Source organism: Actinoplanes siamensis, from assembly GCF_016862395.1.
In the GTDB taxonomy this organism is placed as follows: domain Bacteria; phylum Actinomycetota; class Actinomycetes; order Mycobacteriales; family Micromonosporaceae; genus Actinoplanes; species Actinoplanes siamensis.
The window spans coordinates 12,332-26,989 of sequence record NZ_BOMW01000023.1 but is presented as its reverse complement, the minus strand read 5'-3'; the positions used below and the strand labels follow the sequence as shown (position 1 = coordinate 26,989).

The 14,658-nt window shown below is 69.0% G+C and carries 13 protein-coding genes; 6 read left to right on the top strand and 7 right to left on the bottom strand.

The features are described 5' to 3' along the window. The first annotated feature begins 16 nt into the window (after nt 1–16). Nucleotides 17–124: a diguanylate cyclase domain-containing protein gene (locus tag Asi03nite_RS12365; protein ID WP_203679276.1), complete on the top strand. Its 108-nt coding sequence runs from the start codon at nt 17–19 to the stop codon at nt 122–124. A gap of 144 nt (nt 125–268) precedes the next feature. Here Asi03nite_RS12365 and Asi03nite_RS12360 read toward each other — a convergent pair whose 3' ends face one another. Beyond that, nucleotides 269–439, bottom strand: coding sequence for a hypothetical protein (locus tag Asi03nite_RS12360; RefSeq protein WP_203679266.1), 171 nt, complete (start codon nt 437–439; stop codon nt 269–271). A 233-nt stretch (nt 440–672) separates the two neighbouring features. Here Asi03nite_RS12360 and Asi03nite_RS12355 point away from each other — a divergent pair, with 233 nt between their 5' ends. Both Asi03nite_RS12355 and Asi03nite_RS12350 read left to right on the top strand, forming a co-directional pair. Next, nucleotides 673–1,626 (top strand): FadR/GntR family transcriptional regulator, encoded by a 954-nt coding sequence (locus Asi03nite_RS12355; RefSeq protein ID WP_203679264.1) that lies wholly within the window; start codon nt 673–675, stop codon nt 1,624–1,626. 153 nt (nt 1,627–1,779) lie between these two features. Then, nucleotides 1,780–2,343, top strand: coding sequence for a hemerythrin domain-containing protein (locus Asi03nite_RS12350; RefSeq protein ID WP_203679263.1), 564 nt, complete (start codon nt 1,780–1,782; stop codon nt 2,341–2,343). A gap of 159 nt (nt 2,344–2,502) precedes the next feature. On the opposite strand, the gene Asi03nite_RS12345 is transcribed toward Asi03nite_RS12350, so the two are convergent. The 4 genes from Asi03nite_RS12345 to Asi03nite_RS12330 are packed head-to-tail and all read right to left on the bottom strand — an operon-like array spanning nt 2,503 to nt 5,945. Then, the gene (locus tag Asi03nite_RS12345) at nt 2,503–4,500 is read right to left on the bottom strand and encodes a M6 family metalloprotease domain-containing protein (RefSeq protein ID WP_203679262.1); all 1,998 of its coding nucleotides are present in this window, start codon (nt 4,498–4,500) and stop codon (nt 2,503–2,505) included. A gap of 31 nt (nt 4,501–4,531) precedes the next feature. After that, the gene (locus tag Asi03nite_RS12340) at nt 4,532–5,107 is read right to left on the bottom strand and encodes a TetR/AcrR family transcriptional regulator (protein ID WP_203679259.1); all 576 of its coding nucleotides are present in this window, start codon (nt 5,105–5,107) and stop codon (nt 4,532–4,534) included. After that, nucleotides 5,104–5,790: a DsbA family oxidoreductase gene (locus tag Asi03nite_RS12335; RefSeq protein ID WP_203679257.1), complete on the bottom strand. Its 687-nt coding sequence runs from the start codon at nt 5,788–5,790 to the stop codon at nt 5,104–5,106. Before Asi03nite_RS12335 ends, Asi03nite_RS12340 begins: the two co-directional genes overlap by 4 nt. Continuing rightward, nucleotides 5,790–5,945, bottom strand: coding sequence for a hypothetical protein (locus Asi03nite_RS12330; RefSeq protein ID WP_203679255.1), 156 nt, complete (start codon nt 5,943–5,945; stop codon nt 5,790–5,792). The genes Asi03nite_RS12335 and Asi03nite_RS12330 overlap by 1 nt, the downstream gene beginning before the upstream one ends. A gap of 87 nt (nt 5,946–6,032) precedes the next feature. On the opposite strand from Asi03nite_RS12330, the gene Asi03nite_RS12325 reads away from it, so the two are divergent. Then, a complete protein-coding gene (locus tag Asi03nite_RS12325; RefSeq protein WP_203679253.1) occupies nt 6,033–6,968 on the top strand; it encodes an NADP-dependent oxidoreductase in 936 nt (311 codons plus the stop codon). 111 nt (nt 6,969–7,079) lie between these two features. Next, nucleotides 7,080–7,460 (top strand): DUF6086 family protein, encoded by a 381-nt coding sequence (locus Asi03nite_RS12320; protein ID WP_203679250.1) that lies wholly within the window; start codon nt 7,080–7,082, stop codon nt 7,458–7,460. Between the two features lie 73 nt (nt 7,461–7,533). Here Asi03nite_RS12320 and Asi03nite_RS12315 read toward each other — a convergent pair whose 3' ends face one another. Next, nucleotides 7,534–8,784: a L,D-transpeptidase gene (locus Asi03nite_RS12315; protein WP_203679248.1), complete on the bottom strand. Its 1,251-nt coding sequence runs from the start codon at nt 8,782–8,784 to the stop codon at nt 7,534–7,536. 375 nt (nt 8,785–9,159) lie between these two features. Between Asi03nite_RS12315 and Asi03nite_RS12310 the strand changes: the two genes are divergently transcribed. After that, nucleotides 9,160–10,530: a Dyp-type peroxidase gene (locus Asi03nite_RS12310; protein WP_203679241.1), complete on the top strand. Its 1,371-nt coding sequence runs from the start codon at nt 9,160–9,162 to the stop codon at nt 10,528–10,530. Nucleotides 10,531–10,580: 50 nt separating this feature from the next. Here the strand turns inward: Asi03nite_RS12310 and Asi03nite_RS12305 are convergent, their stop codons facing one another. Then, nucleotides 10,581–14,585 (bottom strand): tetratricopeptide repeat protein, encoded by a 4,005-nt coding sequence (locus tag Asi03nite_RS12305; RefSeq protein WP_203679239.1) that lies wholly within the window; start codon nt 14,583–14,585, stop codon nt 10,581–10,583. Nucleotides 14,586–14,658: the final 73 nt, after the last annotated feature.

The following is a 14,658-nucleotide window of genomic DNA, read 5'->3' as shown; positions in this document are numbered from 1 at the left end:
CCTGATCACCTGGGCGGTGCTGGCCGCCGCCGCCCTGGCCGGCGAGGTCAGCCTGGTGCTGCTCGACCTGGACGGCTTCAAAGAGATGAACGACACTCACGGCCACCACGCTTCGCGGACCTGATGCGTACGGCGGACCGGCGCATGTACCACCACAAGCACGGTAAGAGCGGACGTACGGCGGACCGGGACGGTTACGCCGCGACGCGGTGAGCATCGCCGGCTTGGTGACGGCTCCCGGCCAGCCGGCCGGGAGCCGCCGACCGGTTCAGAGGTGGCGCCAGAGGCCGAGCAGGCGCTCGGGCTCGCCGGCGACGAGCCGGATGATCCGCCACGCGCGCCGGCGCCGGCGCGGCCTGGCCGAATACAGATACACCCCGGTGACGGTGCAGAACAACATCGCGCACGTGATCGCCATGCCGGCCAATCCGCAGGTCATGTGAGTTCCCTCCTCGTGTCGAGCCGCTTTTTCGGTGCCCTGCCGCGAAAGTGCGGCCACTGGCTACACAATCGCCGTCGCCCCGGCCGCCGTCACGCCTTCTTTCCAATCTTTTACAAACTTTCCGGCGCCTGCCGAATGCTGCCGACGCGATCCTCCGGAGGAGGGCTTGTGATCTATTCGACTTCTCCAGATACTGGCACTTCCAGTCGCGCCTTCCTTGTGGAGAGAAGATGAACGGTCCTCTGCGCAGGCTTCGTGACGCACTCGAAAACCTGTACCTGGACGCCGGGGCCCCGTCCACGCGGAAATTGTCCTCGATGTCCGGCGGCGCGATCAGTCACACCTCGGTCGGTCAGGTGCTGCGGTGTGATCACCTGCCCACGTGGCGGACGATGTGGCTGGTCGTCCGGTTGCTCGGCGGCGGGGACGACCTGGAACATTTCAAAGAATTGTGGAATTCGGCGAAAAACGCGTCGGAATTCGAGCCGGCGGCACCCGGCGAAAGCGTATCGGACGGTGCGGACGACTGGAACGTGTTCGATATCGGAAGCGTCCGGCGGAGGCTGGCGCTGAAACCGCACCCATTGATGCGACTTCTCACCGACGTGCGGTCCGCGATCGAGCCGGTAGCCGCGTTCCTGGCGGCGGAGCATCTCACCGAGGCGGATGCCGACAAGCTGTCCGGCCTGGCCCGGCAACTGCAACAGCTCGGCCGGGACGAGCTGTTCCGCGCCGACGACGAGAGCGGAGCCGACTGGCGGGAGAGATACCGGGCGGTCGACGTGGAATTCCACGTCACGATCCTGCGCGGCTGCCGGAACGACTTCTTCTCCGGTTGCACCGGCCACGTGACCGAGGCCCTCGACTACCGCATCCGCCACGACCGGCTCGGCACCGGCGGCAACAAGCCGTTCCCGGACGCTCCGACCTCTATCGCGCTGTGGTTGCACCGCGGGCTGGCCGCGGCGATCCAGCAGCGGCGGTGCTCGGCCGCCGAGGCGTTCTCCCGCGCCATCCTGGCCGAGATCCGCGAGGGTCCGCTGCCGGAGTCCGTCGCACAGGCGCTCCGCGGCGCGTACCAGTGCCTGGACCCGGCCCTGTTCGGCCCGGGGCGGGCGGACTGGTCATCGTTCGAGGCCGAGATCGTGCACCTGCTCGACAGCGAGGTGTGGCCGGGCCGCTGAGACGCCGACGAGGCCGGCCGGGATCGTGCGCCTGTTCGACAGTGAGGTGTGGGCCGGGCCGCCGAGATACCGATCCGGTGATGCCGGAGTAGACCCGGGAACGCCCGGGTATGCGACCCGGCGTCCGTTCACCCGTTTATTTCGGAGGCTATTGTGACCCAAACGTCCAGCACCGATGTGATCGACATCCTGACCAGCGACCATCGGGACGTGACGGCGTTGATCGGCGAGATCTGGTCGGTCACCGACCCGATGATCCGCCGCGATCTGACCGACACCGCGATCAGCGAGCTGGTGCGTCACGCCGTCGCCGAGGAGATGTACGTCTACCCGGCGATGCGCAAGCACCTGCCCGACGGGGAGAAGTCGGTGGAGCACGACGTCAAGGAGCACAAGGAACTCGAGCAGCTGATGAAGCGGCTGGAGGCGGCCGACGTCACCGGCGCCGAGTTCGACGCCACCCTGCGCCAGCTCGAGACCGTGCTGGCCGACCACGTGCGCGACGAGGAGGCGGAGCAGTTCCCCGAGCTGCGCCGGCACATCCCGCGCGAGGAACTGGTCGAACTGGCCGGCAAGGTGGAGACCGCGAAGAAGCTGGCTCCGACGCGGCCGCACCCCGGCGCGCCGAACAACGAGCTGTTCCACAAGCTGGTCGGCCCCGGCGTGGGCCTGGTCGACCGGCTCCGCGACAAGCTGACCGGGCGCGCGACCAAGTGAGGCAGAGGGGCCGGCGTGCCGGCAGCCGGCCCCACCTCCCGAGGATCAGCGGACGTCTCCCCATGGGATGGCCGCTGGTCCAGCTGGCGGCCGCGCTGCCCGGCCGCGAGGTCGGCTCCTTCGCGGTGGCCCACGCCGCCGTCGGCAAGTAGGGGCCGGTCAGCGCCGTAGCGTGCAGTAGGTGGTGACGGTGGCATCCGGATCGCTCTCCGAGGTGATGGTGACCGCCACCCTCCCGGGCCGCCGCCCGGCGTGGACGTCCACCGTCGCCGTGCCACCGCCGGCCACCCCGATCACCGTGCGGGTCAGCGAGGCGCCGGGCGCCGAGACGCGGAACACGTCGTCACCGCGGCCGGTGTTGCGGACCGCGATGGCACACTGCTCCGAGCCGGAGCGCGGCGACGCCGCCACCCCGCGCGCCCGCGGCCCGGCGCCGTCCAGCGAGCGCACCGCCACCTCGTACGACAGCACGCCGTTGCGGTCCCGCCGCCGGTCCAGGACGTAGAAGTGCAGGCGGTTCGCGGTGTCCACGTATTCGAAGCGGCTGCCCGAGCCGGTGCCCGCGTGGAACAGCGCGTCGGAGAGCTGCCGGTAGTCGCCGATCGTCATCTTCTGCGGTGTCCCGTCCGGCAGAACGAAATCCACCTTGTCGATGTCCTGCGGATTGGCGTCGACGGTCCAGATGAACGGCGCGTCGTCGGCGTTCTTCGTCTTCGCCAGCAGCACCCCGGAGTCCGGGGTGAACGAGTCGAATCCGATCCGGTCGACCACTTCCAGCGTGTAGTTGTCGTACCCGCCGCCGTCGCAGTACGGGTCCGCGGCTGGATCGCAGGCGGCGCCGTGGTCACCGCCGTCCAGGGTCACGTTGATGCCGGCCAGTCGCCGGCCGGCGGGGTCCACCTCGCGCGCCGTCACGCTGGCCAGCACGACGCCGGACTCCGCCAGCGCGTCGCGGGACAGTCTCAGCACCGCGCCGTCGTCGACGATGCCGAGTTTCAGCTTGTTGCGCAACATGTGATGGGCGCCCATGGAGGATCCCGCGGTGCCCGGGATCAGCCACCGGCTGTGCGGCCCGCCGGGCCCGTTGAACGTGCCGCGGCTGAGCATCTCCCACGGCCCGCTGTAGTCGCGGCGCGGCGGGAAGCCGTACGGATTGTTGTAGTTGTCACCGATCCCGAGGATGTGGCTGAACTCGTGCGCGTAGGTCGACATGCCGGAGCTCTCCGCCTGCAGGGAGCTGCCCCGGGTGGCGTTGGGCCAGATGTTCGACGAGGCCTGCCAGGAGGTCCAGTCGACGTAGCGGGTCGCGTTCCAGTTCGGCAGCGACTCGTCCGGCGGCCCGAAGCCGTCGGAGACCTGATCCCTGCCGGCGAACTTCATCTGGCCGAACTCCTGCCAGGTCGACGACTCGTCCTGGCCCGCGGACAGGAAGAAGACGAAGTCGAACGAGGCCGCCTTCTCCGCGCCGACCGCCGTGGTCCAGGCCGCTTGCGCGTCGGTACGCAGGTCGCGGCCGCACCGGTCGCCCGCCGGGCAGCCCAGTCCCCGCTGCATCGAGTTCTCGATGCCGTACTCGTGGCTCTTGCCCGGCAACTGGTAGACCCCGAACTCGCTCAGCTCGATGCCGTACCGCCCGTTCGAGTCCTCCATCCAGTACTCGTGGATGGTGTGGCCGCGGTTGAGGCCGCCGGGCTTGTTGAGGAAGTCCCGGTAGAACGCCGGAACCGCGGCACGGTCCAGATTCTGTACGCCGGACGGGTTGCCGTAGATGGTGGAGTTGGCCGGCTGCGTGACCACGAACGGCTGGTTCGGGAAGTCGACGAGCACGAGCGCGCCGCGGAAGGTGCGTTCCGAGCCGCGTACCGCCGGATCGGCCCAGTCGGTCCCCGGCACCTGCCGGTAGTCCGACCAGGTCATCGTGTCCGGCAGCTCGTAGCGCTGCGGGTCGATCGGCGCCGGCCCGCCACCCGGGTGCGCCAGCGCGGCCGCCTCGTCGGCCTGCCACGGCTGGGTCCACGGCCAGTGCCGCGTCCGCCAGGGTGTCTGCGGGTCGGTGTCTCCCGGCGGCGCGGCGGTCGCCGGTGTCGCGGCGAGGGCGCCGGCCACCGTCAGCACCGCGACGGACATTGCCGAGAACAGACGCCGCGCCGAAGTCATGGCGCCATCCTGGCATGCCTATCGATACATATCAATGATTATCGCGCAGGCCGTCGAGCAGGAAGCGCAGGCGGCGCTGGTAGTCCTCGCGGGTCTGCTGGGCGCAGGCCTGGACGATCGCGCCGCGTTCCAGGATCAGCCAGGCCAGGTCGTCGGCGGTCAGGTCGTTGCGGACCACGCCGGCCCGTTGCGCGTCCCGCAGCAGGCCCAGGGCGAACCGCTGTGCCCGCTCGCACAGGCTCAGCAGCGGCTCGGAATCCGGCAGGGCACGGATCAGCACGTCGTTGACCGCCGGCTCGTCGTACTGCAGAAGCCACATCCGCAGCAGGTACTCCTCGAACCGGGCGAGCGGGTCGGCCAGTTCCCCGACCGCCGCGATGATGCCCTGGATCCGCTCGGCGACCAGCTCGTCGACGATCGCGTCGATCAGGCCGCGCCGGCTGCCGAACCGGTGGTAGATCGTGCCCTTGCTGACGCCGGCCGCGCGGGCCACCTCGTCCAGCGGGGTGGTCAGGCCGCTCGCGCGGAACACGTCGAGGGCGGCCCGGCGGATGCCCTCGACGTTGCGGCGGGCGTCGGCGCGCCGCGGGCGCTCCGGCGCGGTCATGCCGGCTGGGCGGCCCGGTCCTGCCAGGACAGGTCCAGTGCCCGGCGGAACGTCTCGACCGGCTGGGCGCCGGAGACCGCCCGCTTGCCGTCGAAGACGAAGAACGGGACCCCGGAGATCCCGTACTGCCGGGCCTGGGCCAGGTCGGTCTGGATCTCGGCCTCGAAGGCGCCGGCGGCCAGCGCCTCGGCCGCGCCCTCGCGGGACAGGCCCAGCTCGGCGGCGAGGCCGGCGAGCACCTCGTGGTCGGCCAGGTTGAGCCCGTCGGTGAACTCGGCCTTGAACAGCCGCATCACCATGTCGTGCTCGCGGCCGGCGGCCTTCGCGAAATGGATCAGCCGGTGCGCGTCGAGCGTGTTGACCATCAGCGCGTCGGCGAACCGGTAGTCCAGCCCGGCCTCGGCGCCGCGCGAGCTCAGCTGGGCGTGCGAGGCCTCGACCTGGGCGATCGGCATCCGGTGGTTGCGGGCCAGGTACTCGTCGGCCTTGATCGCCTCGCCGGCCGGGAAGCCCGGGTTGAGCTGGAAGCTGTGGTAGCGGACCCGCACCGCCCCAGCGTGCGGGAACTGCTCGATGGCCTGCCGCAGGACGCTGTCGCCGAGGTAACAGAACGGGCAGACGACGTCGCTCCAGACGTCGACGACGATCGGCTCGGCGGCCGGGCCGAAAGCGCTGGCGCTCATCAGTCGCACACCCCGTCCACGTCACAGATGCCGGCGTCGTCCGCCGACTCCAGGAAGATCAGGGCGGGAACGGCCGGCGCGGGGCCGGACTGCTCCGGCTCCGCCGGCTCCGCGAGCTGCGGCCCGCTGAACTGCGGCGAGTAAGTTGACTCCATGGTCAAGAAGTTAGCAGCAACTTGACGCGGGCGACAAGATCGGCGGCGGGGTGATTAGGTCGGCCGTGACGGGGCAAGCGGCGCGGTGTGAAAGCTATTGCGCTGGATGACTACGGCGATGCCGACGTGCTGCGACTCCGCGAACTACCGGACCCGCCGGTCGGGCCGGACGTGGTGCGGATCAAGACGCGCGCGGCCGGGCTCAACCCGGTGGACTACAAGATCCGGCAGGGTTACCTGCGGGACGCCATCCCGCACCACACGCCGCTGATCCCGGGGTGGGACGTGGCAGGCGTGGTGGAGTCGGTGGGCCCGGCGGTCACCCGGTTCGCCGCCGGGGACGAGGTGATGGCGTACGCCCGCAAGGACACCGTGCAGCACGGCACGTACGCCGAACTGGTCTCGGTCGCCGAGACCGCCGTCGCGCACAAACCCGCGGCCCTCAGCTTCCCGCAGGCCGGCGGACTGCCGCTGGCCGGGCTGACCGCGCTGCAGGCGCTCACCGCGGTGGACGCCGGCCCGGGCGACACCGTGCTGGTGCACGCCGCGTCCGGCGGGGTCGGCCACCTCGCCGTCCAGATCGCCCGGGCGCTGGGCGCCACCCGCGTCTTCGGCACCGCCTCGCCGGCCAACCACGACTTCCTGCGCGGCCTGGGCTGCGAGCCGCTGGAGTACGGCGACGATCTCCCGGAGCGCCTGGCCGCCGCGGCCGGCGGCGACGGCCGGGTGGACGCCGCGCTGGACTTCGTCGGCGGCGACGCGCTGACCCAGTCGCCGCGCCTGGTCCGCTCACCCGCCCGGCACGTCTCGGTGGTCGACCCCCGGGCCAAGGACCAGGACGGCAGGTACGTCTTCGTCCGGCCCAGCGGCGCCGAACTGGAACTGCTGGCCGGTCTGGCCGACTCCGGCCGACTGCGGCTCGAGGTGGAACGCGAGTTCCCGCTGGCGCAGGCCGCGCACGCGCAGCAGGTGCTGGAGAAGGGCCACGTACGCGGAAAGCTGGTGCTGACCGTCGGCGGCTGACGCGGCCGGCGACCGGCACACTCCTGGCCGCCTGGGTTACCCTGACCAGCCGCGGCCCTGCCGAGCCCGCGGCGCTGGCGAACCCGCACACAGGGAGGTGCCCGGGTGGGCATGTCGTTCTACGTGGGCACGCCGCCGCGCACCGGCCGGGAGTACGTCTCGCGGCCGGACCAGCCGACGCTCTGGGAGCGCGGCCAGCACACCAGCTTCATGTTCTGCGCGCAACTGGCAGCCGTGGAGCAGATGCTGCGGATGCCCAGCGGAGTGGTCGACACCGGGATGGACGAGGTCTACGTCGATCCGCCGGTGCTGCGCGCGTTCATCGTGGCGATGTTCGACTTCCTCGGGCACAACGGGTCGATCCCGCTGCGCCGGATGCTCGCCGGGGTGTTGCAGACGGCGCTGTTCGTGGACGCCCGGGCCAGCGGCGGGCCGCTGCCGATCCCGCCCGGGTTCGAGGACGTCGAGGAGGGGCTCGACGACATCAGCTAGCCGGGGCGGCCCGGGCCGTCGCGGTTTTGTGGGCCGCCTGGCGCGGGCCGCTGGCGTATCACTTCGCGCGGGGTCAGCGCCCGTACTTGTCGAACGGGACCGTCCAGTCGCCGAGACCGTTCCAGATCGTGAGCTCCCGCGGGCTGTTCTTCACGTCGACGATGTCGCCGAGGATGAAGTTCTCGTACACCCACTTGGCGTCGGCGGTGCTCAGGTTGATGCAGCCGTGCGACAGATTCGCCCGGCCCAGCGAGCCGTTCCACGGAGCGGCGTGCAGGAACTCGCCCGAGTAGGTGATCCGGGTGCAGTACTCCACGTTGTCGGACACGTAGTAGTTCGGGTTGCTCGGGTCGTTCACGCCGTAGCTCGCCGAGCTCATGGTGTGCGTCCGCTCCTTGGAGAGCACGACGTGCGGGCCACCCGCGGTCCAGAAGCTGATCTTCTGCCCGTTCGCCCCCGTGGTCCCGCCGCCCCGGCCGAGGCTGCTCTTCATGGTGCGAACCAGTTTGCCGTCGATGTACACCTTGGTCATGTGCGTCCGGTTGTCGCTGATCGCGATCAGCTGGCGGTCGACCCGGAAGTGGGTCGACGCGTCCTTCTCGCCGTAGACGCCCTTGCCCAGGTTGACGCCGCGCAGGTTGACGTTCACCTTGACCGTGGTGCCGCGCGTCCAGTACTTCGCCGGCCGCCAGTGCACCGTCTTGTCGTTGGCCCAGTAGAACTTGCCCTCGACGGACGGCGACGTCCTGATCTCGATGGCCCGCTCCGCCGCCTTCTTGTCGACGGCCCGGTTGAACGCGACGATCACCGGCTGGCCGGCGCCGTACGCCTTGCCGGTCTTCAGGGAGCTCATGGCGTTCGCCTGGAACGTAGCCCGGACCAGGTGCGCCGGCTTCACCGTGGAGAACGAGGCGGTCTCCTCGTGCGTCGTCCCCGCGCTGTCGGTGGCCTTGGTGACCACCTTGTACGTTTTCGCGTAGTCGAGATCCTCCGACGAGCGCCACGTCCCGTCGGACTGGACCGAACCGCTGATCTTCTCCTTGCCTGCGGTCACGGTGACCGACTGCAGCGTGCCGTCCGCGACAGTGACGACGATCGGCTTCACCGGCGACACCCCGGTGGCCCCGCCCTCGGGCGTCACGGTGACCTTGACCGGCGCGACGGGGGCGGGCGGCGTGGTGGGCTGCGCCTCGTTGTTCGCCACCGGCTCGGTCCAGAGGGTGGTGCCGTTGTTCGTCGTCTTTTCCTTCGAGGAACAACCGGCGGCGGTGGCGGCGGCAGCCACACCCAGCGTGCCGATGATGACCTTACGTCGCTGAATCATGGCTCTCACAATCGAGGGGATCCCGGCCGGCGCCGATCGGGCCGTACAAGATTATGACGTTGCTGTAGCCCCACAGGTTGCCTGGTCAATCGATCATTTTCAAGTGCGCAGGACTTCGTGACAATCCGAGATCAAACCGCTACGTCGAGTGGCAATCGTCGCTGCGTCCGGCGTCCGGCGTCCGGCGTGCAGCCGTCGTGCGCCGCCGACGCCCACCGCGACGTCGAGACGGGTCACGGCCGCGGGAAAGTGGTCCTCCTGATCCCTTGAGACGTGGCGTCTTGATCGGGTTTGCGACAACAGGGATGCCGAACCGGGCTCCATTGGGGATCGTCCGTGTGGACCCGACGACTTCGAGCAGGAGACGCTCCGACGATGGCATCCCCGCTGGCCGATTCATCGCAGATCCAGGGCAACGTCCTGCGGCCGTTCCGCGACGACCACCAGGCGTTCCTCTTCCTATCGTTCCGCAGCGACCGGGCCGGAGCGCGGACCTGGCTCGACGCGGCGGCGAGCCGCGTCACCGGCACCGAGGACGTTCCGCAGAACCGGCCCGCGCCGGACGGCACCCCGGCGCGGGCCCTGCTGAACGTCGGCCTCACCGCGACCGGCCTGGTCCTGCTGCAGCCACAGGTGGCGGGCGACCTGGCCGGCCATGCCGCGTTCTGGCAGGGGCCGCTCGGCACCCGGCTGGACGACTCCGGCGCGATCACCACCGCGCCGGCGCTGCTCGGCGACCTCGGACCCGGCGACCCGTCACAGTGGGTGGTGGGCGGACCGGGACGGCCGGTCGACGCGCTGCTCACAGTCGCCTCCGGCGGCCAGGGAACATTGCAGGACGCGGTCGAGCGGGAGGTACGCGAGGCCGCGCGCCATGGTCTCGAAGTGCTGCTCGTGCAGTGGGGCGAGGCGATCCGCAACGACGACGGCAAGCGCATCGAGCACTTCGGTTTCGTCGACGGCATCTCCCAGCCCGGCGTGCGCGGCTTCCCCGACACCGTGCGCCCCGGCGCGCCCGTGATCGCCGCCGGCGAGTTCGTTCTCGGACACCCCGGCGAACGGCGGCCGCCGTCCTGGACGCCCCGGCCCACCCCGGCGCCGTGGATGCGCAACGGCTCCTTCCAGGTGTTCCGGCGGCTGCGTCAGGACGTGGCAGGCTGGTGGCAGCACATGGGGAGGCTGAGCGACGACCCGTCGCACGCGGCGGCCCGGGCGCTCGGCCGGCACCTCGACGGCCGACCGCTGGCCGCCGCCGACGACCTCAACAGCTTCAGCTACCAGGGCGACGACGACGGCTCCCGCACACCGCGCTACTCGCACATCCGTAAGGTCAACCCGCGCGAGGACGCGGTCTTCCGCGACCGCGGCCACAAGATGCTGCGGCGCGGCATCACCTTCGGCTCGCGGCTGCGCCGCGACGAGCCCGACGACGGGCAGGAGCGCGGCATGCTCTTCAACGCCTACCTGGCCAGCATCGAGGACCAGTTCGAGTACGTGCAGCGCCGATGGGCCACGGACCCGGCCTTCCCGTCCTCCACCCTGTCGCGGTACGGCCGCGCCGGCGCCGGCGTCGACGGCCTCGACCCGGTCCTCGGCCCCGACGCGCGAGCGGCCGCGGCCACCCTGGCGCCCGAGGTGGTCCGCGGCATCCCGGCAGCCGCCTTCGGCGGTTTCGTGACGACCACCGGCGCGGTGTACGCCTTCGCGCCGTCGCTACCGGCCCTGCGCTTCCTGGCAGGAAGCTAGACCGGGCCGGCCGGTTTCTTCAACGGCCTGGGCGCTGAACGTTGTGTCGGTCAGGCCGCTCGGGGCTCCCGTGCCGAGCGGTCTATCCGCCGCAGCAGATCCGCCAAGTCGGCGTCGTCCTCGGCGGCGATCCAGTCCGGCAACTCGGGAAGCGGCGGCCCGGGCGGCAGCAACTCGCCCGTCAACCGCCGGTAGGCGCGCCGGTACTCGACGCTCGGGGCCCGCTCGTAGAGAGTGCGGTAGATGCCCGCGGCGGTCGACCGAGCATCCTCGTCCTGCGGATCGAGCTGGTGTACGGCATCCAGCAGCGCGGCCACCTCGTGCGGCTCGTTCCACTCCTCGGTGGCCTTGCGCAACAGGTCGGTGGCGACGCCCGATTCCAACTGACCGGCCCGAACCCGCAGACGAACCGAGAGAACGTACGCGCTCACCCGGGCGTCGCGCTCGTCATGCTCCTCAGCGATGCGCAGCGCCTCGGAGTTGAGGCGTTCCGCCTCCCGCGGCCGGTCAGCAGCAAGATGCAACCGAGCCAGCCGATGCAGCCAGTCGCAGAGGTAATAAGGAGCGTTGAGCCGCCGGGCCAGCTCGACAGCGCGCTCCAGCAAGCGCTGAGCATCGTCGGTATGCCCCTCGGCAGCCGCGATTGCCCCCAGATTGGCAATCTGGTCGGCCACAATCAGCCAGTCACTGAGATCGACGCCTATTCGGAGAGCATGCATCGCGCAGAGTCGAGCGTGCTCGAAGTCACCCTCATCGCGATAAATTTCACCCATGTTGCCAACAATGATGTTGCCGGTATGTCCGCCGCCGATGTCGCGTGCCACCTCCAGGCCACGCCGGTATGACGCGATTGCCTGAACGTGGTCGGCGCGGCGCATCGAGGCCCAACCCAAGTTACAGGCCGTGTTGAGCTCTCGTTGTCGATCACCCGCCTGCTCGGCGGCGGCCAGGGCTCGGCGCAGGTGATCCAGCGCCGCCTCCAGCCGGCCGGTGTTGAGGTACACCAAGCCGATGTGTTCGAGTGCGGCGCTCATCGCCGCGAGGTCATCCGCCTCGTCTGCCATCGCGAGATGACGCTCGGCCATGGCAAGGGCTTCGGAATACGCGCCTTGGCGGTACAGGGCAAAAGTCATTCGGTCCATCGTGCGTGACTGGCCGGCGACGTCGCCTACGCGTTCGAATCCGGCCAGCGCACGTTGTAACCAGGCAACCGGTTCAGCATCGGAGCGGGTGTACGTGAGCAGGTCACCCAGTTGGCGCTGTGCACTGGCGAGTACCTCCGGTCGCTCGGTGGCCGTCGCGAGTCGCATCGCCTGCAAATAATGGTCCTCGGCCTCCTTCCACTGCCCAGTGTGCTGGTGCACAGTGCCGATTTCGACATGTAGCTCCGCACGTTCTGCCTCGGGCAGGATTGGGAGAAGAAGACCGAAGTAGTAGGTCGCCGTCTCGTTGGCGAAGATCTCCTTTGCGCGGTCGCCTGCAGCCCGGAACCAAGTTCGCTGCTTGTCCGCTCTCTCTGTCCGGGCGTAATGATGCGCCAGCACATCGACGTACTGGATCAGCTGATCGGCATAGGTGTTCTCGATGTGCTGGCCGACTCGTTCGTGCAAGGAGGCGCGGGTGTCGTAGGTGATGCTCTGGTAGGCGGCTTCCTGCGTGACCGGGTGTTTGAACTCGTACTCCGGCACGTCGGCGGCACTCGTCAGTGTCGTGAGATCCAGGGCATGCAGGCGACTCAGGTGCTCCGCCACCTGTGCCGCCGACCCCGCAGCCGGGTAGACGGAGGCTATCCATGGCGGCTGAAACCGCCGCCCGATTACGCTCGCAACCTTTATGGTCGCCTTCTCGTCGTCGCTGAGCTGATCTATGCGAGCCATGACGAGTCGCTGCAGATTGTCAGGGACGGGTACTCCGGCCAGCGCTCGCGGATCACTCGGGTTGACGCCGCGACTGTGCAGATAGCTGACCAATTCCTCGATGTAGAACGCGTTGCCGCCAGCCTGGTCTGCGATTTGATCCAAAATTTCCGGCGCGATGTCCGTAACGGGACCGTACCGTTCGCGCAGTCGGAGGGTCGCGAGCTCTTCTGCGTCCCCTTGGCTCATCAAGTCCAGCCGGAGATCGGCGACGTGCGCCAACCCGGTCAGCTTCTCCGGCATCGGTTCCCGCGAGGTGGCTACCACGAGCACTGGCAAGTCCGCAATGTGGTGGACGAGGTGCTCGAGTAGGGCCAGGGAGGCTGGGTCGATCCAGTGGCAATCCTCCAGCAGCACCAGCAGCGGTCCGTCGGCAGCGCGGTCGCGCAGGCATGCCATCAGGGTCGAGCGGAGCAGTTCCTCACGCCTGGATGGTTCCAGCTGGGCCGTCAGTTCACTATCCGCCATCGGTAGATTGATGACCGCCGCAAGCAGTGGCGCGCGTTGACCGGTGCCGTCATATCTTGCGATCCGTTCTGTTAGCGCGGACCGTTGTACCGTGATCGGCAGAGTGCGATCAACTTTTAGGACGGCTCGCCAGATCGCGCGCCAGACCAGATAACTAGAGCTTCTTCCATGTGACCGACAGCCTCCTACGTACTCGGTGAAGCCCAGTGGACGGGTTATCCGGCATGCTTCCTCGACCAATCGGGTCTTACCGATGCCGGCCTCGCCGTGCAGCCAGACCAGATATCCACTGCCGGAACTCACATGGCGGGCGAAGGACTCTAACAGCCTTCGCTCCGGCGAGCGGCCGACCAACGGCCCGTGAGTTGGCGCAGGCCTCACCACCGTGGGACCGGCCTCCAGCGCCTCACCCACAATCCACACCGGTACGGGCTCAGCCTTACCCTTGGCGGTTACGGCCGCAGGCCGTTCATCGACGATGATGTCCTGCACCCGATCGTGCGTAGCCTGGTCGATGAGCAGGCGGCCGGCGGGGGCTGCCTGCATGAGTCGGGCTGCCAGGTTGACGGAATCGCCCACGACGGCGTACTCCCGGCGGATGTCCGAGCCTACCTCGCCGCAGTACACCCGGCCTGTGGTGACACCTCCACGGTAGGGGCCGCCGGGGAGTGCCAGCAGTTCCAGACAGCAACGCAGCGCGCGTTCTTCGTCGTCCTCGTGACTGACCGGCGTACCGAAGACGGCGACCAGCACCGTTCCCTTGTCGTCGGCCATGAGGTGCCGAAGATGGCCGTCGTACCGTTCGATGATCGCGACGCCAACACTCAGGTATTGCTGCAGAGCCTCGACAGTCTGGGGATCCTGCACGGAAAGGTCCGGCAGCCTGACGAATGCGGTGGTCACCTTGCGGTGCTCGTTGACCAACTCGTGACGGCCCGATCGAAGCCGCGCACGGATCGCGGGATGGAGGAACGGCGTCAGCAATCTCTCGAGATCAGCGATCGGCTCCGCCCGGACGGCCTCAGGGAGGGAGGTCGTTGTGGCGCTCGTCGCGGATTCCGAGGGGTTCGAGTCGATGACGATCGCGCCGCGTTCAGCGCGATGCAAGGCCGCCACCGCTCGGTCCAAAGCCGGTCCCGCGACTAGGTGCTGCAGCCTGATCGTCGGATCGCCGAGCACCATGACCAGAAGGGGCCCGGCGGCGAGGCCGACGCGGATGGCCAGTGAGCGCTGACCGTCCGGTGTGGGGACCGGTGCGACGGATGCCGTAGCTTCCCGGATCAGCTCTGCGCACCGAATGGCGCGATGTGCTACTGCGTCCGCGGACTTCGGTCCATACCGAAACATGCCGACAAGGGCATCGCCGGCGAAGTCCACAACACTGCCGCCTGCACTCGTGATGGCCTCCGCGGTGAGCGCGAACCAACCGTTGATCACTGAGGTAAGGCGCTCGGTACCGTAGCTGCCGGATCCAGCCAGGCTCTCGGCCATGGCGGTGAAGCCTGCCACGTCCGCGAAGAGCACGACCGCCGTGACCTCCTGGGATACCGGCAGATTGCCGACACTTTCATGGGGCCGAAGTAGACCGATGGCATGATCGGGCAGGTATGAACGCCAGGTCGCGGACAAACCGTCCGCGAGCTGTGACGTGTGACGAGAGTCGTCGGTCACGTCCGGTCTTGCCACCCTTCGGGGTCTTGGCGTCCAAGGCATTCTTCATCGAACGTCGGCCAGGAAGGCAACG